The following is a 23,151-nucleotide window of genomic DNA, read 5'->3' on the forward strand; positions in this document are numbered from 1 at the left end:
ATCGAAAGTCAGATGAATGCCGCCGCCGCGCGGGCGGCGGCATTAGATTGCTATTCGAAATCGTAACCAAGAGAGTGCACATAACCCGCTACATCAGGCGTTGGCTTGCCGGAAAGCCTGGATAGCGCCTTGATGAGATTGCGGCAGTGCAGTGCTTCGACGGAGTCGTCGGTTTCGTCGCCTTCCGTGATCATCGACAGCAGGAAGCAAGCCAGAGCGGCGCATCCTTCCATCGTGATGGGTAACGAGTTCTCGATGCGCATCAGCGTTTCGTGTTCGGCTGCCTGGGCTGTCTCCTGCTGCTCTTTCGCCTGCTCGTAGGAGATCGAAGCCCACACCTTTTTAAAGGCCTCGATTTGTGATCGAAGCTCCTCGTGTAGCTCTTCGCGCGATTGGGCGCCTATCCAGGTCGCCGCTATGTGTTCTGCGAAATCTGGTGTGTCATCAAAAAATGCGTCGATATCCGCAGCGTTGAAGGCGTATCTCTGCGGTGACAGAGACACGCGCGGCCGGCGATGGTGCGGTGCTGGAGCATCTTTGTCGAAGCAATCCATTATAAACGTAGCCCTTCCCAGGGCCGTGGTTTGCTCACGATATAGATCGAACAAGGCAAGGAGAGGATCGGCCGAGCCTGCGCTATTATCTTGGACCGCTTTCGGTCGACGGTGTGGGAATGTTGACGGCCGAGACGGTTGGAGGGCGAGCGACTTCGGCGTGGCATTGGCGGTTGCTGTTTTACGCATAGAACTTGTCTCCGTTTGTTTGTCCGGCGGGGCTTTGCCGGTGCGTTCATTCGGAGGTGTCTTGCGTGAGCTGGCAACCTTCTTATCGGTATCTCCAGACGGAGTCGTGCTATCGTCGGAATCAGCCTTCGGCATGACTTACCTCGTGCTCGATGGTTAGGGTCGGATTGGTGTTACGAGCACCTTTCCGACTCGCCTATTTTCTAGTACCATAAATTCAGCATGTCAATTTCTAATACCAGAAAAAAGAAGGGGCGGGGCCGACCGCCGGTCGGGGCGACGCCGTTGCAGGTCCGAATGCCGCCGGTCCAATTGGAGGCGCTGGATTCTTGGATTGCAAAACAGAAGGATGCTTCTTTGACGCGACCAGAGGCCGTCCGACGCCTTGTTGACCAAGCCCTTAGCAAGAAATGATGCGGGCGCTTCCGCTCGCGCGGATTGGAAATACCCACCAATAATCTGTAAAAACACGGCATAATTTCAATATGTTAAATCATATTACGTCATTGCGCGACGTAATGGCTTGAAATAGCCTGTAAATGGGTTATATCTGGTGTCCATGAGGGCGACATGGACGTGGACTTTGCCGACGAAAATCTCGACCGTCTGGAAACTGATCTCCAATTCGACGGCGGATTCGACAAAGCGATCGTCAAAGGGTTTCGGAAGGTTATGCAGCTAATACGGGCTGCTCCAGACGAGCGCGACTTCTACGCCCTTAAGAGCTTGCATTTCGAAAAATTGGAAGGCGCACGATCTCATCAAAGGTCCATGCGCCTGACCAAGAAGTGGCGCCTGATCGTGGAGCTAAGCGGGGATGCTCCTCTGAAGGTAGTCAAAGTCATGAGCATCGAGGATTACCACTAGAGGGAGAAACCGAGATGGCACACAGGGTAGCCGCCGAAGTATTTCCTCCCGGGGAATTTTTGGCAGACGAACTTGAGGCGCGAGGTTGGACGCAGACGGAATTTGCGGAAATTATCGGTCGGTCTCAGAAGCTCGTAAATGACGTCATTCTGGCAAAGCGTAGCGTAACGCCGGAAACGGCTGCGGATTTTGCTGCTGCGCTCGGGACGTCTCCGCAATTGTGGATGAACTTAGAGACGTCGTGGCAGCTCTCGAAGGTACCGCCCCGCGACGATTCTATAGCTCGTGCTGCAAAGCTTCGTGAGCGCTTCCCTGTTAGGGAAATGTGCAAGCGAGGCTGGATCTGTCCTGGTTCGCCTGTCGAGCTGGAGCAAAACGTGCTGACTTTCTTTGGGCTCAATTCGGTCGATGATCCCATCGAATTTCAGCACGCGGCGCGTCGCAACTACGAGAGAGAAGTGACTGCGCATCAGTGGGCGTGGATTTTTCGCGTTAATCAATTGGCATCTTCGCTGCAGGCTCCGCCTTTCTCAGGCGCGACACTAAGGGCAAAGATTCCCGAACTGGAAAAACTCATGGTCGAACCGGAGGAGATTCGCCATGTTCCCCGCATCCTGCTGGAGTGCGGAGTACGGTTCGTCATTGTAGAGCCCATTCCCGGTTCCGAAATTCAGGGAGTTTGCTTTTGGATCAACCAAAATAAGTCGCCAGTTATTGGCCTTACGCTCAAGGGCGATCAGATTGACAAGTTTTGGTTCGACCTCTGGCACGAACTCGAGCACGTCCTCAACGGTGATGGAAAGGACAACCTCATTATTGAGGACTTCGAGGAGAATGGCGAGTTCGACGACGAAAGCGAAAAGGTTGCCAACCGGAGTGCAGCAAACCACTGCGTTCCTCTCGGTGCAATGAGCGATTTTATCTTGCGCCACAACCCGATGTTTTCGGAGAAGAACATGCTTGGGTTTGCTCGGATTGTCCGCCGCCATCCGGGAATCGTCGCAGGACAGATACAGCGGCGCACCAAGCGATGGGAATTGTTCAAAAAGTACCAGCCGCGAATTCGGCATATCATCACGCAGACTGCGCTAACCGACGGTTATGGAGTAAGCTCATGACTTACGTAAAGCAGATGCAGCGTATTGTTGATGAGTATCGCTTGGAGGGGCTGCCGTGGCCGACCTCGGCGAAGAATATTGCCGATTGGGCAATCTCCACGAGCCGGTGGGAGTTGCCAGCCGCCGCCATTCGAAGGCGATGTGCTGATGACATCGCATCGGCCATGCGCGAGGAATACATGACCGACCGCAAGGGACGCCGTGTGCGGTTGTTGCATCCCGCACCTCTTGAGACGGTGGGCCAGACGGAGATGATCTGGGACGACATCCGAACCGCTCCACGCGACCACATGCTGATGTCCTTTCAGCATCGCCGACGCGGCATCGTCGGGGACTGTCGACAGATGAAGACGGATGTTGACAGCTACAACGACGCCCATCCTGAGGCGGAAGCGATCCAAATCGTTTTCGACTTCACTATGGACTTGGCCGAATTGGAAGCGGCGGAAGACGCTGCTTAGCTGGGATAGCTCGCCGGTTGAAGGACTTGCTGCGGATCGAGCTCGCTAATGTTTCGGAGGCAAACATGGATAAAAGGATCTCGGCGGAATACAGAAATCTGGGAGAGGCGATGCGGCTCGCTCTCGCCTTATACGTCCAGGAGTCCACTCGTCCTTCGTCCAGGGTCAAACGCGATCAGCAGGTGCACGACTTGCTTCAGCGAATTAATCGTGGCGAGTCAGTGGAATTACCGAGTTGGGTATGGGAGCGGATCAATAAACTGAACTGCTACCATACCGAAGCGCTCAAAGAAATTCATGAAGAATTCAGGCTGAGCGAGTTGTCGCTTTCAGGCGAGGACGCCGCTCTTACGTCGTGGCAGTTGAGCGAAGCTGTCACTTCCGGCAAGGATGCCTTATCAGCGTGGCTCCGCAGCGCAAAGGGCGGTTCTCGAGAGGCAGACTGAGTGGGCCCGACCGAAGGGGCGCTGCAATCGTCTGCATTTGACCATTAAGACAGATTTCGGAGACCGCCGTTCTTGACAGATGGAGTTCTCACCCTCAGCGGCGGTGTCGTCGGGCGCACAGTCGCGGTAAGCCCTAATTATCGCAACTCAGAGGGTTGTCACCGCTCAACCTGAGGAGGATTGAGGCCAGCACTTTCGCTGTTGAAAAGTGGATGGCTTTACGACGATTCCCAAACTATGCTGATTCCCGTGCACGGCGCGGGTGCTCGGCTTGAGCATTTCGAGGCGCGCGTGAAGGGAGCGTTGGCTCCCAGGAGTTGAGGCGCTGCCTCAGTGGTCCGCCGGTGCGCGGACAGACCGGGATGCTTTTCCGACTTTCCTACGATGCGTTTCCAATTGAAAAGTGCGTTTGCGAGAGATGCTTTGCATCGCCCCGACTCCGCGGGGGCTAAGCCGGCCAGCTGAAAGCCGACGCCCCACATCGGTTGCCCCCGCGATCCGTTTTCTTGTGGGTTTTCCCGGGTGGAGGACGGACATGTCATACGATGAATCAGACCAGCAAGCCGGTCGGCTGCGAACTGAGAATAGCGATTGCGTCGGCCCCATCACGATCGGTGTTGCATTGGAAATGGTGCGAACTCATTTGGCGTCCCATGCGCCAGATGAGGCTGTGCAGGGCGTTTTCTTTGAAGCGATGTCTTCCGGCCAAGTGTACCACCGGCAGTCGCGGAAGGAGCGTTTCCATCGAGATCCGCTGTTTTGGCAGACTGCAGAGCTTAGGCGAGGCGACGACGACCATGTGCGGGTCGTGCATCGGTTTCCCGGAACCTACGTCGGCAATTTTGCCCTGTCCGAAGAGCTCACACGCCTTGGCGTCTCGATAAGTGGTGACGGGCTAGCATTTTGGCTCAGGCGTCACTTCGCGACCTCGATCGAATATCTGCTTCAAGAGCCCGAGAACCGATCGACCATCGACCGTGCAATAGCCGGCGTGCAGTCGGAAAGCGTGCCGACAGACCATGTCGAAAGGGGCAAGCGCGAGCTCAGTGAAATCGACACGGCCGCAGGCCGTCCTATAAAGACAGACGATGAGACGCGTCGGCAACAGCTCGTGCTTATGATGGCAGCGCGTCTGTGGGAAACCAACGAGAAGGTGATAGTGAAGCAGGCCGACGGCATGCGGAGTCTTGGCAATGGAAAAGACGCGGTCGTTGCTCTGGCTAGGCATTTCAACAAGTCGCTCGACATAAAAAGGAGGATCCGAGGCAACGTCCATCATTGGCGTGATAGCTTCGCCATCACGTTGGGAGCGTCGAAACAGGGCCCGCGGACCCAGGCCGATATTTCTAGAATGTCCAAGATTGCGAAGGAGAAGTGTTGCGAGCTCAGCGATTGGAGAGACGGGGAAATCTACCTTGAAGAGATCTTGCGCGAGTTGGTTGCGGCCTAACCTGACTTTTTGTCGTGCGAGACCTAGCCTACGACTTACGGATTTATGAGCGGTTGGCTTTCTCTCGTATGTCGGTTCCCGGCCGCCTTTGTTCGCGGTTGTCAATAAAGGACCGACCCAAATGTCAGCGCATACCTGCACGACCGAGGGACCTCCGTTTCATCTGCGCCCGGTCTGCACAGTACAAGAAGCGTGCCGTGCGACCGGGCTGAGCCGTACCACACTTTATGCGCACATGGCCTCTGGGCGGTTAGCTACCAAATCCGTCGGGCGTCGTCGTATTGTAAATGTCCGATCACTGCTGAGCCTTGTTGGCGCTGAGCCGGACGCGGAGTCTTCATCCAAGCTGACCGTCTGAGCGTTCAGATGTCAGGCAGGGTGGTGCGCAAAATTGCGTTCGGCCGTGTCGCGGAAGCGGCGCTGTCGAGTTGCGAGAGGATCGTCGAGCGCTGGTTGCCAGACGGCCGGCGAAAGGGCCGGGAGTGGGTGGCGATCAATCCTACCCGCGCAGATGCCAAGAAGGGCTCGTTCAAAGTCAACCTTCAGACCGGGCGCTGGTCCGATTTCGCGACGGGAGACGGCGGCGGAGATCTCATCAGCCTGGCCGCCTACATCCATAAGCTTAAGCAAGGCGACGCGGCGGTCCGTGTCGCCGCGATGCTCGGGATCGATCCCTATGAGCGATAACGACGCATTCGCTCCGCTTGGAGAAGGGGAGGCGCCACGGCGGCGTTCCCGAACGGAATGGCATTCAATCATGCCGGTGCCTGACGATGCGCCGCGGCCGCCGGCATCGCATTCCCGTTTTGGCAAGGCGGCCGGGACCTGGACGTATCTTGATGAGGCGCGCCGGTTGCTCGGTTATGTCCGGCGTTTCAATACCGTCGAGGGGAAGCAATTCCTCCCGCTAACCTTCGGGCGCACCACGGAAGGTGCAAAGCCGGAGTGGAGGTTCAAGAGCTGGTCCGGCAAACGGCCCCTATATGGCCTCGATCGGCTGGCCGAGCGCCTTCAGGCGCCAGTTCTGGTGACCGAGGGAGAGAAGGCGGCCGACGCGGCTGCACAGCTTCTGCTCGACATGGTTGTCATTACCTCGCCGAACGGATCAAAGAGCGCATCGAAAGCCGACTGGGCGCCGATGCGCGGCCGGGCCGTGACGATCTGGCCGGACAGCGATGCTGCCGGGCTCCAATACGCAGAGGATGTGGCGAAGCTGGCGCGCGCGGCCGGCGCCGAGCCGATAACCATCATCTCGCCGCCGGCCGGTGTGGCCACAGGCTGGGATGCTGACGATGCCTTGACCGAAGGATGGACGCCGACACAAGCCGCGCAGCTTGTGGTAGATGCGCGCCCCGCTCCGAATGGCGGCGCCGCTGCCGAGGGAGGGGAGGCCGGCCGCCGGCGGCCTACACAGAGAGACGTCGTCATCGACCTGACTGACTGTTGTGAGTTCTGGCATGACGCGAACCGGCTCGCATATGCGACCTTCCCGGTGAACTCGCATCAGGAGAACTGGCTACTCAAATCGCGCGAATTCCGGATGTGGCTGTCCGGCCGATATTACCATGCGACCGGCCGAGCGATCGGAGGGCAATCGCTCGAGGACGCGATTAGGATTTTTGAGGCACGTGCTGTTCATGATGGCAGGCAGTACAAGCCCTTCACTCGGGTTGGAGAGCACGCGGGCAAGATCTATCTTGATCTATGCGATGCGAGCTGGCGGTCCGTAGAGATCAACAGGAACGACTGGCGGACCGTCGCCGCGGCGCCTGTCAAATTTATGCGGCCTGCTTCGCTGCGACCGATGCCGCAGCCCGAGGCAGGCGGCATGATCGAGGAACTGCGCTTGTATCTGAACGTGTTTGAAGATCAATGGATGCTGATCGTGGGTTGGCTTGTGGCCACACTTCGCCCGAAAGGCCCGTATCCGATCCTGGTGCTGAACGGCGAACAGGGATCCGGCAAGTCGATGGTCTCGCGAATGCTGCGCGAGCTCGTCGACCCGAGCGCGGCGGCTATCCGGTCGGTACCGAAGGACGACCACAATCTGATCGTCTCGGCTTCGAACAGTCACATCCTCGGTTTCGACAACCTGTCCAACGTCCCGCCTTGGCTGGCAGATGCCTTATGTCGGCTCTCCACGGGGGGCGGCTACGCAACGCGAACGCTTCACACAGACAGAGACGAGACCATTTTTGAAGGGCAGCGGCCGATCATGCTGAACGGCATTCCACTACTGACTGATCGGGCCGACCTGGCCGATCGCGCTTTGACAGTACACCTGCGTGCGATACCCGAGAGCGATCGCCGACCCGAGGACGAGATCTGGGTAAACTTTGAGCGAGCCCGACCGCGATTGCTCGGTGCCCTCCTGAGCGCAATGTCCGCTGCATTGCGCAACTTGCCCCAGACGAGATTGGAGCGATCGGGACGAATGGCGGACTTCGAGAAGCTTGTGACCGCAGCAGAGTCCGGCCTCGGATGGGAGCCGGGCAGCTTTCAAAAGGTCGTGCGGGCGAACAGGGAAGAGATTACAGAATCTGCTTACGAAGCCGATTCTGTCGCGGTGGCAATTGGGAAGCTGGTCCGGAGGGACTTCCCCGATGGGCTGACGTGCACGGCCACAGAATTGCTGACCAAGCTGAACGCGACCGATTTGGTCTCTGATGGGGTTCGAAAGCAGCGGTCTTGGCCCACGACATCCCAAGGTCTCGGGAATCGCATTGACCGTATTTCGCCATTGTTGAAGTCTCGAGGTTTCACGGTTGAGAAGAGGCACTCCGGAGCGAGGACGATCACGATCGTGCCGCCTGCGGCGAGCGCGGTGAGCGGCGAGCGAGATGATGAAGAGCAGCACGATGTCAGAGGATGAGAAGCGGTCCGGCCGTGCTGGGGAAGAGGAATTGAAGATGGTCGATGGCTTGGACGTGCCGGTGCCGAAGAGGATCCACGAACGCGACGAGCTAGATGCGTGGTTCGAGCGCCTGTCCGAGAGTGACATGCGGCGGATATTGCCGTCCCGCGAGCTCAGCGAAGCGCTACAAGGGCGCCGCGATTTATCGACCATCCGCAGCAAGCCCAGCTTGCGCGCCGTCATGCGGGACCTGGGCATCGCGCCAGCCACCCTAGCGACGGCTCTGCGCTCGACGGTTTCCGACGATGGCGAGGCGGCGGAAGCTTCGAATGTGATGCAATTCCGGCCCCAACCCCGGCGATGAGCAAGGCGCAAATTTGCGCCTTGGTCCTCCGTGCGGTTCCTAACCCGCTCAGCGCGCAGTACTCAGCGGCTCAATTGAGCCTCTGATCCGTCCTCCGCCGTTCTCCATCTTGCCGATATCGGCGGCGGACCACCTGGTCAAGCTGAGGAAACAGCGCTTGATGACTCATTCGAATGCTGAGGAGCGTTGGCACATCCTGGAGCCGTTCGTTTCCGAAGAGGCGATGACCTCAGCATGCGCCGAAGCAAGAGCCGGCGTGACGGAGCGGACCATCCTTAACTGGAGCGAAGGGCACGGCATCGGTCGGCTGATCGCCGGGCGCTGGAAAATCAGCAGGGTAGCGCTCGAAATGCTGTTGGAGGGAAATTCGGCGGCGCTCGCCTTATACCTCGACGATGATCGTGAGGATCGGCGCGTCGCGGAGTACTTCGAGCGTCATGGGGTGCCACTACGCCGGAGTTTTAGGCGGTGCCGAAGCGGAAGGGCCTAAATTTCCCGCTGTACCCACAGAGAACTGCGGGGGCCACGGCCGTGCGGGGAATTGTTCCGAGCGGGCACAATTCTTCGCGGCTTCTCAAGGGCTCAATTGAGCAATTGCGGGGGGGGGCCTGACAGATCGAGCGGGATCGCACGGTGAGCTACGGTGCGATAGGTGGCGAAACTGGTGGCCGCTTGGGTACCGGTTCTGTGTGAACAGGTCGTCGGACTGGCACGAAGTATTGGCCCTGCCCGAGCGGGAAGCGCCAATGCGAACCCCGGCCGCCAAAAGGTCTAGCGCGACTAGACCGCGCTCAAAGGCTCAATTGAGCCTTTGAGCGCCCCTGCGAGTCTGAGAGCACGGCGGGCGGCCAGCCGGCAAAAACGCGGCTGTTCCGGCTCGGTCGCATGGAGATCATCTGCATTATTGAAGTCCGGCAGCTTGCCGATTACCTTCCCACTGCGCGGCGGCGGCGCTTGGGACGTCCCGTGCACCAGGGCGAGAGCTTGATCACTCTCGCCCTCTTTCGTTCGCGAAGGTCTCTGTGTGCAGGAGACAGCGGCAAGCCCTCCCCACGCGGGGACCGGACCAAGGGGCCAATTGGCCCCTTGAGCGCCGAGGGCGCGCGCGCCTGTTGGCTTCGCCTGGTTGCCCCTTCTGTAATTCCGCCAGGCGGATTTTCTCATTGCGGCTGTTCGAGGCTGCACCACGCCTGTCGATGCGGGCGCGGCCATGATGGCAATCCGCTTGTCTATTTCCCCGCACCCCTTGGTTCTCAAGTTTCCGGCACGTTGTCCGGGGGCGACCTGCGCACGGCTTGACCATGCGTCTCGCAACTGGGGCGACAATTGGACTTTTTGGACCTGAAAGGACTCTCCCCCTCTGCAGGGCGGTCTTACACGCCTCGCTCTGCGCCACCTGCATGATGGAGCGATCTGGTGTGGCAAGGATTCGGCCGCCGGCGATCGTGGCGGCCGCGAGTCGCGCGGAATCGTCAAGATTGGCGAGCGCGATCAACGATCGAGTTCGACAGAAATGTGTCGCGATGATTCCTAATGATCTGTTTCGGCGGCCAGTCATCTGGACAACTTTGGACGGCCGTGGACGGCTCGACGAATCTGCCAACTGCCCTGTCAACATAGGGTTTTGGACGGCTTGGACGGCTTGGACGGCTCTATTCTTTAAAAAGAAAGGGGCGTCAGTAAGAGCGTACAGAGTTGGCAGAACGTCCCGCTAACACATCGCGCGTCCATCATGGCAACAGGACGAAGTGCGTAGAGAGAGCGCGAGAAGCCGTCCAAGCCGTCCAGCGCCGACATTCCGGCGAAATTTCAATCGCTTACAGCGATCTCGCACATCGTCCAACGTCGTCCACATCGAAGCGGAGCCGTCCAAGCCTCACCGGTTGCGCACCTTCACTCGTTTGGCGCAAAGCCATGCGCTGATTGCATCCCGCCGCCTTCGGACACCCCCGGACAGGGGTGCGGAAATTTGAGGAAGGGGGGAGGGGAATTTTCTGAGGTCGCAAGTGTGGACTGATTATCCTGCGGTGCGCAGTGGCGCGCGCTTGCTTCGCGGTCGTCGCTCAACATGGTCCCCACGGACAGAGATATTTGTCGTACGAATTTTCTCACGACATTCAGTAGTTCGCGGCGGGGAGATCAGCGGTTTATAGATGCACCGACGCAGTAAGGGGTGCCGGCGAAGCGTTCGATAATCGAGTGTTATCGAAAGTCGGCCGGTGCCTTCGCAATGAAATCAAGCTCGGTGCCGATGGGCCATCCGCTCGAATACACGCCTTTCCCCACAGTCGACCCCAGCGGAGGTACGGGTGCGCGCGAGCGCATCACGACCGATGCTGGAATGTTCGGCGGTGGAATAGCGCAGGGGCTAGAAACTTTCGGTGCCGGCCTCGAGAAAGCAGCGAATACCGGTCTGCAAATCGCTTCGGAGCACCAGGAAAAGCAGAACGAGGTGCACGCGGCGGAAGTGGGGACGTGGCTCGCCGATCGCGTCACGGATCGCCACGCCAAATATGCGACGCTCGAAGGCAGGGCCGCAATCGAGGACTTGCCGCAATACAAGCAGGACCTCGACGGTCTGTACAAGCAGGCGATGGAGCAAGCGCCGAGCGAGTCCGAGAGGGCGATGGTCGCCAAGTCGGGGCGGTATCTCACGTCTCAATTCTATCGCTATGCCGCAGTCCACGCGGCGAGCCAATCGAGGGCGTGGGCAGATAAGACCGCCGTCGATCGAGCAGGCAACAACGCGAACCTGGCGTCAATCGCGAACCAAAACAACGACCCGCAAGGTATGGAAGTTGCCTTGCACGGTTCGGATGATGAAGTTCGAAAGCTGTTCGAACAAAAGGGCTATGATGACGAGGCGATCGGGGCGGAAGTCAGCAAGAACCGCGGCCGCAATCTGCAACGCATCATCAAGGAGACTGCCAGCAACGACTCCGATGCTGCCGTAAAGATGTTCGTGAAATACGCGCCCCAGATGGACGCGCAGAGCAGGGCGGACACGGGCGTGTTTTTAAAGCCTATCCGTACCCAACAGATCGGTAAGCAGATTGGTGACGAAGCGCTCGGTCAATCGCCGCTTGCTCCTACGTTGAACGACGAAGTCGACCGTGCGGCCTCGATCGCCGGTCTCGATCCGGCGCTCTTGCGCGGCGTGATCCGCATCGAGAGTTCGGGCAACCCGACTGCCGTGAAGGGTAGTTACAAAGGCCTGGGTCAGCTCTCTGACGATCAGTTTCAGAAGTACGGGGGCGGCGACATCTTCAATGCGCGCGACAATCTGCGTGCGACCGCTCGCAAGCTTGCGAACGAGGCCGGTGAGTTCGAGCAGAGATATGGTCGCCTGCCGACGCCGGCCGAGATGTACTTGACGCATCAGCAGGGCGTCGGCGGCTTTGCTGCGCACACAGCGAACCCGGACCGGCCGGCGTGGCAGAACATGCTGTCCACGAAGGAGGGGCAGCAAAAAGGTGAGGGCTGGGCCAAGGCCGCAATCTGGGGAAACATTCCTGACCGGGACAAGCAGCAGTTCGGCAGCGTCGAAAACGTCACCAGCCGGCAGTTCACCCAACTGTGGGAACGAAAGGTCGACGCGGCGACTGGGCGTCTGCTGCCGGACAAGTCCGAGGCCTTCTCTCGCGCGCGCGATCTCCTCGAGGCCGGTAATGCCGGGCCCGCCCTGGAGGCGGCCACGCTCACCTACCTCGGTCGCCGTTACTCTCATGCAGAGTCAGAAACGGCGATGGAAACCCAGCGTGTCGAAGGGCTCGTCAAAAGCGACCTGTCGTCGATGCTGACAACCGGTCGCGGCGTCGACGATCTCAACCCATACCGCGTGCAGCACGCGCTGGGGGCCACGGCTGCGCAAAAGTGGGATGACGATCGAAACGACGCTCTGGCAACGTGGTCGGCAACCCATGATCTGCCGTCGCTCACGAATGCGCAGATCGAAGACCGGCTGAATTCGATCGCGCCGAAGGCAGGCGACCCGGATTTCATCCGAAAGCAGGCTGTGTACACGGCGACGAACGAAGCCGCCGTAGCACTGCGCAAGCAGCGAGATACGGATCCAGCTGCGACCGTAAAGGCCGATCCGCTGGTCAAGGCCGCTGAAGCGGCGCCTGGCGGTGACGGTTCTGTGCGCAACCTGGTCGAAGCCCGGCTCGCTGCGCAGACGCGTGCTGGCATTCCCAAGGAGAACCAGTCTCCGATCACTCACGAAGAGGCCATCACGCTCACGCGGCCGCTCCGTACCATGCTGCCTGGTCAAGAGCGCGACGTGCTGACCTCGATGGCTCAGAAGTTTCAAAGCACGTTCGGCGACCATGCGGATTCCGCCTTCGCCTTCGCGCTCCGTGCCCACAAGGTTGATACCGAAGTCGCCCAGGTGGCAGCGCGGCTCATCAAGAAGCTCGGGTTGGGCCAGCTGCCGGATGCCGAGGATGCGCGCGCCGTAGAGGGCGCAGCCGAAATCGGCGCCGCTCAGCGTGCCGTCGGCAGCATGTCGTCCGGCGATATCGCCGTGCAAAGCGGCGTCCCGGGCTTTGGCATGGGACCGGATCAGCAATTGGTCGACGCCGGCGCCGCTGCGCGCGCTGCGGCTCAGAAGGCCGGAGTGTCGTTGCCTGTCCGGGCAGTAATGGATCTGAGGGCCAACCCGAAACTGTCGGTTGATTTCGATCGGAAGTACGGCGCCGGCGCCGCGGCGAAGATCCTCGAAGCCTATCCGGTGCGCTGATGGCTGGCATCACGACTGAGCAGGGCGATCAGCAGCAGCAAGACAGGCCCGAGGGGCTCCTCGACAGGGGGAACATCGATCTCGACGCGCGGCCAGTTGTCAAGAACAAGGACGGCACCATCAGCACCGTTCGCTCGATGTCCGTCGGCATCGCGGCAAAGAGGTTTTGATCCCGACCGTCAGCGACGACGGTCGCATCATGGCCGACGACGAGGCCGTCCAACAGTATCGGCGATCGGGCAAGCACTTGGGCACGTTCGACACGCCGGAGCACGCGACAAATTATGCCGTGAGGCTGCATGAGCAGCAGGCCGCTCGCTATACGCCAGGCCAGAACGATTCCTCTCCGGTGCCGAATCCTACCCTCCCAGATGATACCGGCGCGAAGCCGGCCAATCACTTCGATCAATTCGATGCCGATCCGGACGCCGGCGAACCCGGCCTTGTCGAGCGCGGCCGGCTTAATGCCGTGCATTCATTCTACCGCGGCACCCTGAACGGTTCGACCACGCTGGCCGGTCTGGCGCATGTTTTCCAGTTGCCGGATGAGAGCGCATCTGCGGAAAAAAAGCAGTGGTTCAAGGAGCGCCGCGACGAGTATTCGCGCATCGTATCGGACCTGGCGCGATACGATGCAGTCCGTCCGTGGGATACGCCGGAGGAGGGCGCCTCGGCACTGGTTGGGCAACTCGCCGGCGGACTGCGCAGTCCTGAAAGCCTGCTCGGGTGGGGAGCGAAGGGTGGGACCTTTCTGGTTCGCACGGCGAAAGCCGCTCTTCAGCAGGGTGCGATCACGGCGGCGATCGATCCGCTGGTCCAGATGTTCAGCATTAAGGGCGGCGTGCAGAAGAACTACAGTCTGTCTCAAACGGGATGGGCCTTCGGTATCGGCGCCATCATCGGCGGCGGCCTACACGTCGGTGGTGAACTGATCTCCTCGGCGCGGATCAAGGATATTCATGCCAATATGGCATCGGAGGATCCGCAGTTCGCGAGTTCGACGACCAATAGCCAGCCTGCCGCACCGGAACAGGCTGCACCGCCCGATGTGACCAGGGCTAGCGAAGCTGGTGAGGGCTCTCCCGTCAGCGAGAGCTTGGCCGGCGATAAACCCCCATTATCGCAAGCATCGGAAGAGCCGTCTCAGTCGCCGAGCGTCGGAGAAGGTGCGGAAGCGACGTTCACCACCGCGAAGGGATCAACCTATCAGGTCCATAACGACGGAACGACGACCCGCAACAAGGCCGCACGCTCTGAGGTTGGCCATGAGGGCGATTTCGGGTTGAAAGACCGCAGCGCAAAAACGGTCTACGTCTCGCCTGATCAGATCGGCGGATTCGGTGCGCCGGAGGATACGCGTTGGCGTGTCCTAGATCATGGCGATGGCGCCTTGTCGCTGGCGACCTGGAATGAACAGCAGGACCGCTGGGGTATTTCGCCAGGATCGCGCAACATCAAGGTGTCCGACACGCCAAGTGTAGGCGCGCATCCGCTTGAGCTTTGGGAGCCGGAGCAGGTCAATGGCCTGACCGCCTATCGCGGCATGCATCCAGGGAACAAGATCACAAAGATCGATGCCGCGCTCGCAGAGAAGACGGCGGCAATTCCTCGTGCCGCAAATCTTCCGTCCGAAATACCGGATGACCTTTTTCGTGGGTACGGGCGGCAAACGAAGGAGAGCGGCTACAACGGCACGGCGGTGCCCATTCTCGGCGACGGCAAATATTTTGCGTTCCATGAGGATGCCGCGAAGGATTTCGGACCGCAGGTCGAGCGTGCGGGCATCGGCAGCATCGGCCAAAATCCTCTCGTGATTACCGATGGCGAGCAATGGCGCGCGCTGACAAAGCAAGCGGGCTGGGAAACGCCAAACCCTCACGGTCGCTCGGCGGAGAAGGTCGCCGAACAGACAGCGCGTCTTCGCGAAATCATCGAGGCGCAGGGGCATGACGGCGTCGTGGTCTGGTGGGACGACAAGATACCGCACGACGTGGGGGCCAAGGGCGAGAACCTGAAGCTCCTCCGCAATGTGTTTGGAACGCCGCAAGCGATCTCCTATGGCCGGCGGCCCCGCCCTGGCGCCGAAAACCTCATCGGCGACGCCGTCCCGAGCATGGCCAATCATCGCGTGGTCTCGGCCGACGGACTCTCAATCGATGTCGCTCCCCGCGTGATCGAGGCCTCTGACCTCAAGGCATCATCGGACGAGGGGTTCGATCAGGCACTGCAGCCGCGCGACCGCGACAGGGCTGCAAGCCAAGCACAGATTGCCGACATCGCGAATCGCCTTGATCCTGAGCGCCTGGGCGTATCCGCCGAGGCGGACCGCGGCGCGCCTATTGTGGGGCCCGATGCGCTGGTTGAAAGCGGAAATGGCCGCGTCATGGCTATCCGCCGCGCCTACCAGGAGGAGAGGGAAGGCGCGCAACGATATCGCGAATGGTTATCCCGGCAAGGCGTCGACCTTTCGCACTTCAGGGAGCCTGTGCTTGTTCGCGTGCGGCTAACCGAATTATCGCCACAAGAGCGCCAAGCCTTTACGGTCGCGGCAAACCAGTCAGCGTCCCTGGGCCTCTCTGCGCCGGAACGAGCGCTCGCCGATGCTCGCCTGCTTCCAGCCGAAACGCTCGATCTGATCCGCAACCTCGACGACCTGGGCGCGCTGGCGAACCGCGATTTCACGCGCGCCTTTGTTGCGAAGCTGCCGTCGACCGAGCGCGCGGCCATGCTAGATGCCGGCGGAGGGCTGTCGGCGGAGGGCCTCGCCCGCATTCGAAACGCCGTCCTTGCCCGTGCCTACGGCAATGCGCATGTGCTCACGCGCATTGCGGAGAGCCTGACCGATGACAGCAAGAGCATCTCGAATGCCCTGGTCGCGGCGGCGCCGCACTGGGCGAAGATGCGCGCGGACGTCGGTACGGGCCTAGTGCGTGCTGACATGGATCTGACGCCCGAGCTCCTCGAAGCAGTTCAGCGGACCGCAGATCTGCGCGCGAAGGGCACGAAGCTGCAATCGCACCTGGATCAACAGGATGCTTTCGATCGGCTTAGCGAACCGGTGGAAGCGTTCATGCGGATGTTCTACGATCCGTCTGGGCGACGCGCGGCCGCCGGCCAGCGGATTTCGGACGCTCTCCGGTTTTATGCCGAGGAGGCGCGTAAAGTAACGGCCGATGCTGGGCTTGACCTCGGCTTAGTACCGGTGACCGCCAGGGACGTGCAGAAGCTCGCAGCGGGGAAAGGAGCGGAGGGTTATGTCAAACGAACCGAAGAGGGCGGCCTTTTCCTCACCAGCAGCTCTGGTTATAGCGCGCACGGCACGGAGGTTGGCAGACGCGTACAACGACAAGACGCTGCGATCAGCGGCCGAGGCGCTGGAGAGCCGCTCCCTGGAAGCAATCAAGGAGCACAAGGCCGAGCTGCCGGCCGACTAACCCAGCCTGGCGGCGCAACCGGCGAGAGTGCAGCAGCTCTGCATCTGGCTTCCGATAACAGGGATATATCGCCAGCATTAGACGCCGGGCTTGCCGCGCTCAGCAGCCGCCAAGGCGGTGGTCGGTTGCCAATGGAGAAGGCGAGACCGACCGAGGGTGTCCCAGGCGATAGCGATGCCGGCACCGCGGTGGCAACCGTGCCTGAGCCGCCGCCGTCCGCGCAACGGCAAATCGCGCTGCAAAGCCTGCAGCAGCAGGCGATGGACCTGGCTAAACGTCTGGACTTCCCCCTTCGCGAGGGGAGGGTAAGGCCCCGATCGGCGCTGGGTGTGTTCATGCCTGGCACGGGTGTCGTTCGTGTGCGGGAAGTGCCGGACTTTGAGGTGGTGGCACATGAGGCGGGGCACGCGATCGAATACAAGGTCGGGCAGGACCTGACCGATCTGACCGAGCGGTTCGCCACCGAGTTGCGGCCCATGGTGACGAACCCGGCAGCCTATGATCCGTCGGTCCATGTCAAGGAAGGTTTCGCCGAGTTCGTCCGTCGTTACATCGGCAATCCGGCCTGGGTCGAGCAGAATGCTCCCCAGTTCACCAACGCCTTTCGCGATTTCATGCGGAAAAGAGCCCCCGATGTTCTGTCGACGATCGATCGCGCCGGCGAGGCGTACCGCTCTTATCTCGATGCGCCTTCCGTCAATGCGATCGGCTCGGTGGTGCGCAGCGTCGACGAGGAGCCGCATGGCTTGATCGCGAAGGGCATCGCGGCCGTGCGGGAGGATGGCCTGCCCGTGGTTGTCAAATCGGTGCTTCAAAATGCCTACCGCGCGATACTCGATGAGCGCGCGCCTGTGGCCACGGCGGTCCGCGACTTGGCCAGAGCGATCAGCGAGCAAACCGGTAAGCCGCTCGATCTCAAGGCCGTCGACAATCCCGAGATCCTGATGCGCCTTGCGGGGCGGTCGCAGCAGGGTGCGGTGGGGGACATGATGGAAGGCATCCGTCCCTATCATGCCACGACCCCGGAGGGACCATCGCTCTCGGCCGCGCTCGAAACGGCCACGGGCGGTCGGAATTCCGGCGGCTGGGGTAAGTGGGACCCCGTTAAGAAAGAGCAGTTCAGCACGTACCTGGTCGCGCGCCGCGCCGAGGTGCTGTGGCGCAAATTCAAGGATGGGCGCCTGCTGAACCCGCCCGCGGCTTTTTCAGTTGGCGACGCCGCAACAGCGATGGCCGATCTCGAGGCGAACAATCCTACCTTTCGGCAGGCCGCGGACATGGTGCACGCCTACACCCGCGAGCTCCTGCGCAAGGCCTATGACGGCGGCCTTATCCCGGCCGAGCTCTACGGAAAGCTTGGGACCGAAGAGTTTTACGTTCCGTTCATGCGAGACATGTCGGACAAACCACTGGCATCGTCAGGCTTCGAGTCCTCTCCTGAGGGGCCCGGCATGACGCAGGTGGTGAAGCGGATGACGGGCTCCTCGCGCGATATCAAGGACCCGATCGAAAGCATCATGATGCAGACGTTCCTGGTGAACCGGACGCTGCAACACAATGACGTCATCCGCTCATTTGTGCGCCTGGCCGAGCAAGCCAAGCTCGCCGGCGGCAAATATGTCGAACGCGTGCCCGCACAGGAGGCCCGGCAATACACGTTCGATTTGGCAGACGCCGTCGAGCGGCTGGCGAAAAAGCATGGGATCGATGCCGACGACACGGCGTTCATCACGGGTGCATTGACGGATGTCTTTGGGGAGGACCCCATCATCGGCTCTTTCTTCAAGATGGAGCCGACGGGCAAGCGTGGCGAGCCGATCGTGTTCTACAAAGAAGGCGGCGAGCTGCGGGCCGCGCGCTTCATGTCTGAGGCCGAGGGCCTGCCCCTGTATGAGCTTGTGACGGCGTTGCCGGCCAAGATGACGGACCTGTTTTCCGAGGTGATCGCTGCCTCATCGTCACTTGTACGGACGGGCATCGTCACGAATCCGACGTTTGCCCTGTCGAACTATATCCGTGACCAGTTCGCCACGGCGCTGCTGCGCAGCGACTACGTCCCGATCCTGAGCGGCATGAAGGGCATCCACGGTGAGTTCACGCAAAGCGAGGCGGCTCGGCTCTACGGCGTCGCCGGTGGCGTCTCGCCGGGCTCGTCGATCGCGCCGGTCGAGCGAGCGATCGAGGCCGATGTCAACGCGCTGGCCAAGAAGGGCTACCTCGTCAATCGCGTGACCACTTTCAAGGGGGCGATGGAGCTTGCGTCCTTCACGGAAGCCGGCACGCGCAACTCCGTCTTCGGCAAGGTCTTCGAGGCCAAGAAGCTGCAGGGCATGTCGGACTACGAAGCCATGGTCGAGGCTGCTTTTCAGGCGACAGACCTCCTCGACTTTTCCCGCCACGGCTCGCGCACAGAGGCCGTCCGGCGCTACGTGCCGTTCATCAACGCGCACCTGCAAGGCCTCGATAAGGCCTACAGGACGATGGTCCAGCCGGTCCTGGATCGCCTGCGCGGCGACCAGGTGCTTGCGTCGGACGCGCCGGCGTTCCGGAACGCGCTGGCGTCGTGGGGTAAGGTGTTCGGCGCCGGCGGTGTACTCGGCGCCGGGTGGGCCGCCCTCAACGCCGGCAGTGAAGCTTACCGGGATGCCAGTCCCCAGCTGAAGGGAACACATCTCGTGATCCCAGTGGGCGGCAAGGTCTTGCTGGTGCCGAAGCCCTTCGAGCTCAGCCTCGGCTTCACGGCTGGCGAGTATGCCTATCAGAAGTTTGCGCAGGACGATCCTCGCGCGGCCGCACAATTCATGCAAGCCGCGTGGGATGTTTTGGCGCCCCCGAATCCTCTCACGGACATTCCGATCATCAGGACGCCGATCGAGCTGGCGACTGGGAAGAGCCTCTTTACGGGCCGGGATATCGTCCCGGACACGATCGCGCGCCGGACCCCGGCCGAACAATACACGGACCGGACCAGCGCGCTCGCCAAATACATCGGCCGCACGATCGGGGTTTCGCCGATCAAGGTCGATTACGCCGTCGGGGCTGCATTTGGCACGTGGGGCCGCGACGCCATGGCGCTGTCGCAGGGCGTTGACCAGGACGCGCCGGTAGCGAACTGGGATGATGCTGTCTTCTTCCGCCGCTTCATCAAAGACCCAACCCGGACATCTGACGTGACCACGAAATTCTGGGATCTGATGGGCCAGAGCAACGGCAAATACAATCAGAACGTCGCGAGCTACGATAACCTCGTGAAGACGTTCCACGATGCCGATGCACAGCAACTTCTCTCGCAGTTGCCGTCGAGCCAGAAGGCCTTCGTGACACTAAAGTCCGCCGCGAATGAGGATGGCAAGCCGGCTTTTAATGCCGACCAAAAGCGGCTGCATCCCTTGGTGAGAGCTGCAGACGCGGTTGCGCTGCTCAACAGCATGCGGCGAGATTTGGTTGGCAACACATTCAACACCTTCGAGTCGGGCCAACCTCTCAAGATCGACCCGACCACGCGGCGCGACCTGATCGACAACATTCGGGAACTCGCGCAACTCGAGATGCGAAACGCTTTCGTCATCATGAAGGAGCCGGGCTACGCCGGCCGTCCGATGATCAGCACGGAGACCTCGATGGCGAAAATCCACTCGCTGTCACCGCTTGTCGCCGATGAGATCGCGGCACGGTATGCCACGGCCAAGATCTACACCACGGAGGCGGTTGCTGCGGCGTACCCGCAGCTTCAGCGGGCGCTGATCAGGGATGGGTCACAGGCTGACCTCGGCGCGCTCGCGTTCGACGCGAAAGCCGACGGTTACGAATTCGGTGGGGAGCGCGTGAGAAGGCCGCAGAAGCGACGATTGCAGATCGTGCCCACGGAGGTGCGCTGATGGGGCGGCTGCGGAATCGGCGACACGAACTCTTCGCCCAGGCGATCGCCGACGGGAAGTCGCGCGGAGACGCCATGACCGCCGCCGGCTATCCCTGGCATCGCGGCAATCAAAATCGCCTATCCCAAATGCCTGATGTGGTTGCCCGGGTCGAAGAGCTACGGAAGGCTGGCGATCATATCGTCGATCTGCGAAAGCTCGATCGAGGACGAATCCTGATCGAACTGGCGCGCATCGCGTGTGCCGATCCTCCGCTGCGTGCCGCGATCACGTCGAACGGCCCCGAGGCCCTTCCCGACGACCAACCGGTCCTGCTCGTCGACATTCGGCTCGATGGCGTGTTGGCCAAGCACATTGAGATGAGATTGTTGGACGACCGGGGCGCTCTCAGCGCGTTGCTCCGCTACGACGGAGTTCCTGATCATCCGTCAATCCTGGATCTCAGCCAATCAGTCCCCGCCGATTTCGCGGCACTCGAGCGGGTCTTGCGTGCGCTGCTGCGCAATCGTGAACGACCCGTCGAATAGGAGAACGAACAGATGCAGAGAGACGCAATCGTCCCGGATTCTCATCGCTCGGCCGAGGGGCTGAGATCGCAAGCCGGTCGTGACATCGCTCGGATCAACGAATTGAGTCCGCGATACGATGCCGCTCGACTGAGGATCCTGCAGTTGAACCCGGCGGAAGTCGTGCCGGCGTTTGGTCCAATGCCGGCAGAGAACGATCTTGTTGGCCTGATGCTGCTGGCGGATAGCGAGCCGTTCATTGCAGAGCTCGAGGCACGTGCCGAGGTATTGGAGCAGGAGCGCCTCGACAAATTGCCGGAGATCCAAAAACTGCGTGCCGAGGTGAACGAACTGAAGGGATCGGTCCGTGCCGCGCTGGCGCGTATTTCGATATTGGAGGGGCGCTCTTCGAGCCAGGTCGATCCCCAAGAGCACACGTCACGGGTGCGGGCAGACGTCCCGGTAATGCTGGCGCCTTCCGGAGGCGCCGCCGGCTTGGGCGGCGTCTCTGCCTCTTTTGGTGCGCCCCAAGGCGCGGGCGGCGGCGCGCGTAGGCTCGGAACGAGGGGATAGGGGGTAGTTGCACGTGAAACGTCGCCCCCACACAGAAGCCACGAAAGCCCGCATGCGCGCGAAGGCATTGGCAGCTGCCGCGATTAATCTCTCTGCCCTCAGCGCCATCCAGACGCTCGGCTACGCTCTCCCCGGCGATGGCGGCGGGGCGCTGTTTCAGAACAATGCCGGGGCCCATCACGTCCATCTCCGTGACCACGGGCGGCACCGGCTGCACCAATGGCACGACCGCCGGCATCTATTTCACGGGCGGCTCCGGCCGGCGCGCCCAGGCGACCGTGACTGTTGCCGGCACCGTCGCGACCGTCATCGTCTTCTCCGGAACCGGCGGGCGGGGACTCGGCTACACGGCCGGGAACGTTCTGACGGCCGTCAATGTCCCCGGCTGCTCAGTCCAGCCAACCTTCACCGCCAACACCGTCGGCAACGCTTCGTTTCTCGATGCCCAGGTCAACGGCACCACGGTGAGCGGTGCTGGCTCCGGCTGCACCCCGGGGACCTACTTCGGCTACAGCCCGGTCGGTGGCGTCGGCTCCGGCCTCGAGGGCATCGTGACCATCGGTGGCGGCGGCACCATGTCCTCCTTCACCATCACCGGGACCGGCGGTGGTGGCTACCGCCTTGGCGACGTCTTGACCTTCACGGCGTTCTCTCCAGCGATCCCTGGCTGCGCTACGCAGCCGTCGCTCACCATCGCCTCGTTGAACGCTCCCCTGGCCAGCTTTACCGACGCAGGCGGGACGGGCTGGCAGATCATCTCGGCCGGCGGCGCTGCCGATATCAACATCCGCCAGTTCGGCGCGGTCCAGAACTACGTGAAAGCCAGTGGCGATGCCGGAGCAACCGACGACGGCGCTGCCATTCGCGCCTGCCTGCGCTATGCGTCGATCGGGAGCTGGTTCCAGGACGCCGGCGGCTATGGCGGCGGCGTCTGCGTCGTGCCCTCTGGAGCCTCGCTCGTCTGCAGCGGCCTCGAGGTCCCGGCCTATGTCACTCTTCGCGGCAACACTCGGGGTGGCAGCGTTCTGAAGCAGTGCGAGAGCGACAACGTCAACGCCACGAACTTCATAACGTTGGGCGATCCGCAGAATCACCACAACGCCTTCGATGCCATTCTCAAGGACCTCGTCCTGTTCGGCGGCGGCAGTGTGATGGGTACGGCCTATATGGTCTACTCCAACAGCACGCAGTCGGCCTACACCCTCGACAACGTCGCCATCTATTCCGTGGCCCGCGGCTGCATCAAGTACGAGATCGGCTATGGCGGCCCGTCCGGCTTCGGGGTTCATGGCGGCCTCTGTGTGCCGAACGGCACATTGTCGCCGTCGCCAGCGATCGTCCTCTCGGGGAACTTCTCGTTCACCTTTGACAACAACTGGCAGACCAGCGTCGGCGGTCCGAAGTGGTCCGGCACCGCGATCAGCCTCGGGGGCGGCGGCACGTTCCAGATGAACACAGGTGCCCACTGCGAGAACCTCGCTATCTGTGTCGACTACGATGGCAGTGTCGGATCTCCCATGATGGTTTCCATCGTCAGTAATGTCGGAAACGTCGCTGTCGATAAGTACGTCTCGATCCGCGCTAGCTCCGTCTACTCCAACAGCACGCAGTCGGCCTACACCCTCGACAACGTCGCCATCTATTCCGTGGCCCGCGGCTGCATCAAGTACGAGATCGGCTATGGCGGCCCGTCCGGCTTCGGGGTTCATGGCGGCC

At 61.2% G+C, this 23,151-nt stretch carries 16 protein-coding genes and 1 pseudogene; 16 read left to right on the top strand and 1 reads right to left on the bottom strand.

Annotated features, from left to right (window positions below; translation table 11 throughout):
• Positions 1–50: 50 nt before the first annotated feature.
• On the bottom strand, positions 51–878 hold the full coding sequence (locus QCM77_RS04260) for a hypothetical protein (RefSeq protein ID WP_279683647.1): 828 nt from the start codon (positions 876–878) through the stop codon (positions 51–53).
• Between the two features lie 435 nt (positions 879–1,313).
• On the opposite strand from QCM77_RS04260, the gene QCM77_RS04265 reads away from it, so the two are divergent.
• The 16 genes and pseudogenes from QCM77_RS04265 to QCM77_RS04340 all read left to right on the top strand — a co-directional run.
• A complete protein-coding gene (locus QCM77_RS04265) occupies positions 1,314–1,610 on the top strand; it encodes a type II toxin-antitoxin system RelE/ParE family toxin (RefSeq protein WP_279683649.1) in 297 nt (98 codons plus the stop codon).
• Positions 1,611–1,624: 14 nt separating this feature from the next.
• Positions 1,625–2,728, top strand: a complete 1,104-nt coding sequence (locus QCM77_RS04270) for an XRE family transcriptional regulator (RefSeq protein ID WP_279683651.1) — start codon at positions 1,625–1,627, stop codon at positions 2,726–2,728.
• A complete protein-coding gene (locus QCM77_RS04275) occupies positions 2,725–3,189 on the top strand; it encodes a hypothetical protein (protein ID WP_279683653.1) in 465 nt (154 codons plus the stop codon). Before QCM77_RS04270 ends, QCM77_RS04275 begins: the two co-directional genes overlap by 4 nt.
• Before the next feature lie 65 nt (positions 3,190–3,254).
• Positions 3,255–3,635 carry a hypothetical protein gene (locus QCM77_RS04280; protein WP_279683655.1) on the top strand — a complete coding sequence of 127 codons (381 nt, stop codon included), beginning with the start codon at positions 3,255–3,257 and terminating at the stop codon, positions 3,633–3,635.
• 535 nt (positions 3,636–4,170) lie between these two features.
• Complete coding sequence (locus tag QCM77_RS04285; RefSeq protein WP_279683656.1) at positions 4,171–5,085, top strand: hypothetical protein; 915 nt, start codon at positions 4,171–4,173, stop codon at positions 5,083–5,085.
• Between the two features lie 121 nt (positions 5,086–5,206).
• Positions 5,207–5,443, top strand: coding sequence for a helix-turn-helix domain-containing protein (locus QCM77_RS04290; protein ID WP_462804311.1), 237 nt, complete (start codon positions 5,207–5,209; stop codon positions 5,441–5,443).
• Positions 5,444–5,451: 8 nt separating this feature from the next.
• Positions 5,452–5,772: a hypothetical protein gene (locus QCM77_RS04295; protein WP_279683657.1), complete on the top strand. Its 321-nt coding sequence runs from the start codon at positions 5,452–5,454 to the stop codon at positions 5,770–5,772.
• Entirely contained in the window at positions 5,762–7,957 is a 2,196-nt protein-coding gene (locus tag QCM77_RS04300; RefSeq protein WP_279683658.1) for an AICE element replication initiation protein, read from the top strand. Before QCM77_RS04295 ends, QCM77_RS04300 begins: the two co-directional genes overlap by 11 nt.
• Complete coding sequence (locus tag QCM77_RS04305; RefSeq protein ID WP_279683659.1) at positions 7,926–8,303, top strand: hypothetical protein; 378 nt, start codon at positions 7,926–7,928, stop codon at positions 8,301–8,303. Before QCM77_RS04300 ends, QCM77_RS04305 begins: the two co-directional genes overlap by 32 nt.
• Before the next feature lie 160 nt (positions 8,304–8,463).
• Entirely contained in the window at positions 8,464–8,793 is a 330-nt protein-coding gene (locus QCM77_RS04310) for a hypothetical protein (RefSeq protein ID WP_279683660.1), read from the top strand.
• 1,740 nt (positions 8,794–10,533) lie between these two features.
• A complete protein-coding gene (locus QCM77_RS04315) occupies positions 10,534–13,044 on the top strand; it encodes a hypothetical protein (protein WP_279683662.1) in 2,511 nt (836 codons plus the stop codon).
• Positions 13,044–13,214, top strand: coding sequence for a hypothetical protein (locus tag QCM77_RS04320; RefSeq protein WP_279683663.1), 171 nt, complete (start codon positions 13,044–13,046; stop codon positions 13,212–13,214). Before QCM77_RS04315 ends, QCM77_RS04320 begins: the two co-directional genes overlap by 1 nt.
• Positions 13,215–13,243: 29 nt before the next feature.
• Positions 13,244–20,356, top strand: a complete 7,113-nt coding sequence (locus tag QCM77_RS04325; protein WP_279683664.1) for an LPD38 domain-containing protein — start codon at positions 13,244–13,246, stop codon at positions 20,354–20,356.
• 74 nt (positions 20,357–20,430) lie between these two features.
• A complete protein-coding gene (locus QCM77_RS04330) occupies positions 20,431–20,883 on the top strand; it encodes a hypothetical protein (RefSeq protein ID WP_279683666.1) in 453 nt (150 codons plus the stop codon).
• Positions 20,884–21,027: 144 nt separating this feature from the next.
• Positions 21,028–21,435 (top strand): hypothetical protein, encoded by a 408-nt coding sequence (locus QCM77_RS04335; protein WP_279683667.1) that lies wholly within the window; start codon positions 21,028–21,030, stop codon positions 21,433–21,435.
• 164 nt (positions 21,436–21,599) lie between these two features.
• A pseudogene (locus QCM77_RS04340) lies at positions 21,600–23,151 on the top strand (hypothetical protein); the annotation flags it as partial.

It is taken from the genome of Bradyrhizobium nivariense (assembly GCF_029846695.2).
Classification (GTDB): Bacteria; Pseudomonadota; Alphaproteobacteria; order Rhizobiales; family Xanthobacteraceae; genus Bradyrhizobium.

Bases quoted from the DNA above. Each gene is read 5' to 3' on its own strand.
- QCM77_RS04285 (WP_279683656.1), top strand. From the start codon at position 4,171: ATGTCATACGATGAATCAGACCAGCAAGCCGGTCGGCTGCGAACTGAG.
- QCM77_RS04265 (WP_279683649.1), top strand. From the start codon at position 1,314: ATGGACGTGGACTTTGCCGACGAAAATCTCGACCGTCTGGAAACTGAT.
- QCM77_RS04315 (WP_279683662.1), top strand. From the start codon at position 10,534: ATGAAATCAAGCTCGGTGCCGATGGGCCATCCGCTCGAATACACGCCT.
- QCM77_RS04310 (WP_279683660.1), top strand. From the start codon at position 8,464: ATGACTCATTCGAATGCTGAGGAGCGTTGGCACATCCTGGAGCCGTTC.
- QCM77_RS04300 (WP_279683658.1), top strand. From the start codon at position 5,762: ATGAGCGATAACGACGCATTCGCTCCGCTTGGAGAAGGGGAGGCGCCA.
- QCM77_RS04330 (WP_279683666.1), top strand. From the start codon at position 20,431: ATGACCGCCGCCGGCTATCCCTGGCATCGCGGCAATCAAAATCGCCTA.
- QCM77_RS04320 (WP_279683663.1), top strand. From the start codon at position 13,044: ATGGCTGGCATCACGACTGAGCAGGGCGATCAGCAGCAGCAAGACAGG.
- QCM77_RS04325 (WP_279683664.1), top strand. From the start codon at position 13,244: ATGGCCGACGACGAGGCCGTCCAACAGTATCGGCGATCGGGCAAGCAC.
- QCM77_RS04260 (WP_279683647.1), bottom strand. From the start codon at position 878: ATGCCGAAGGCTGATTCCGACGATAGCACGACTCCGTCTGGAGATACC.
- QCM77_RS04275 (WP_279683653.1), top strand. From the start codon at position 2,725: ATGACTTACGTAAAGCAGATGCAGCGTATTGTTGATGAGTATCGCTTG.
- QCM77_RS04290 (WP_462804311.1), top strand. From the start codon at position 5,207: ATGTCAGCGCATACCTGCACGACCGAGGGACCTCCGTTTCATCTGCGC.
- QCM77_RS04280 (WP_279683655.1), top strand. From the start codon at position 3,255: ATGGATAAAAGGATCTCGGCGGAATACAGAAATCTGGGAGAGGCGATG.
- QCM77_RS04270 (WP_279683651.1), top strand. From the start codon at position 1,625: ATGGCACACAGGGTAGCCGCCGAAGTATTTCCTCCCGGGGAATTTTTG.
- QCM77_RS04305 (WP_279683659.1), top strand. From the start codon at position 7,926: ATGATGAAGAGCAGCACGATGTCAGAGGATGAGAAGCGGTCCGGCCGT.
- QCM77_RS04295 (WP_279683657.1), top strand. From the start codon at position 5,452: ATGTCAGGCAGGGTGGTGCGCAAAATTGCGTTCGGCCGTGTCGCGGAA.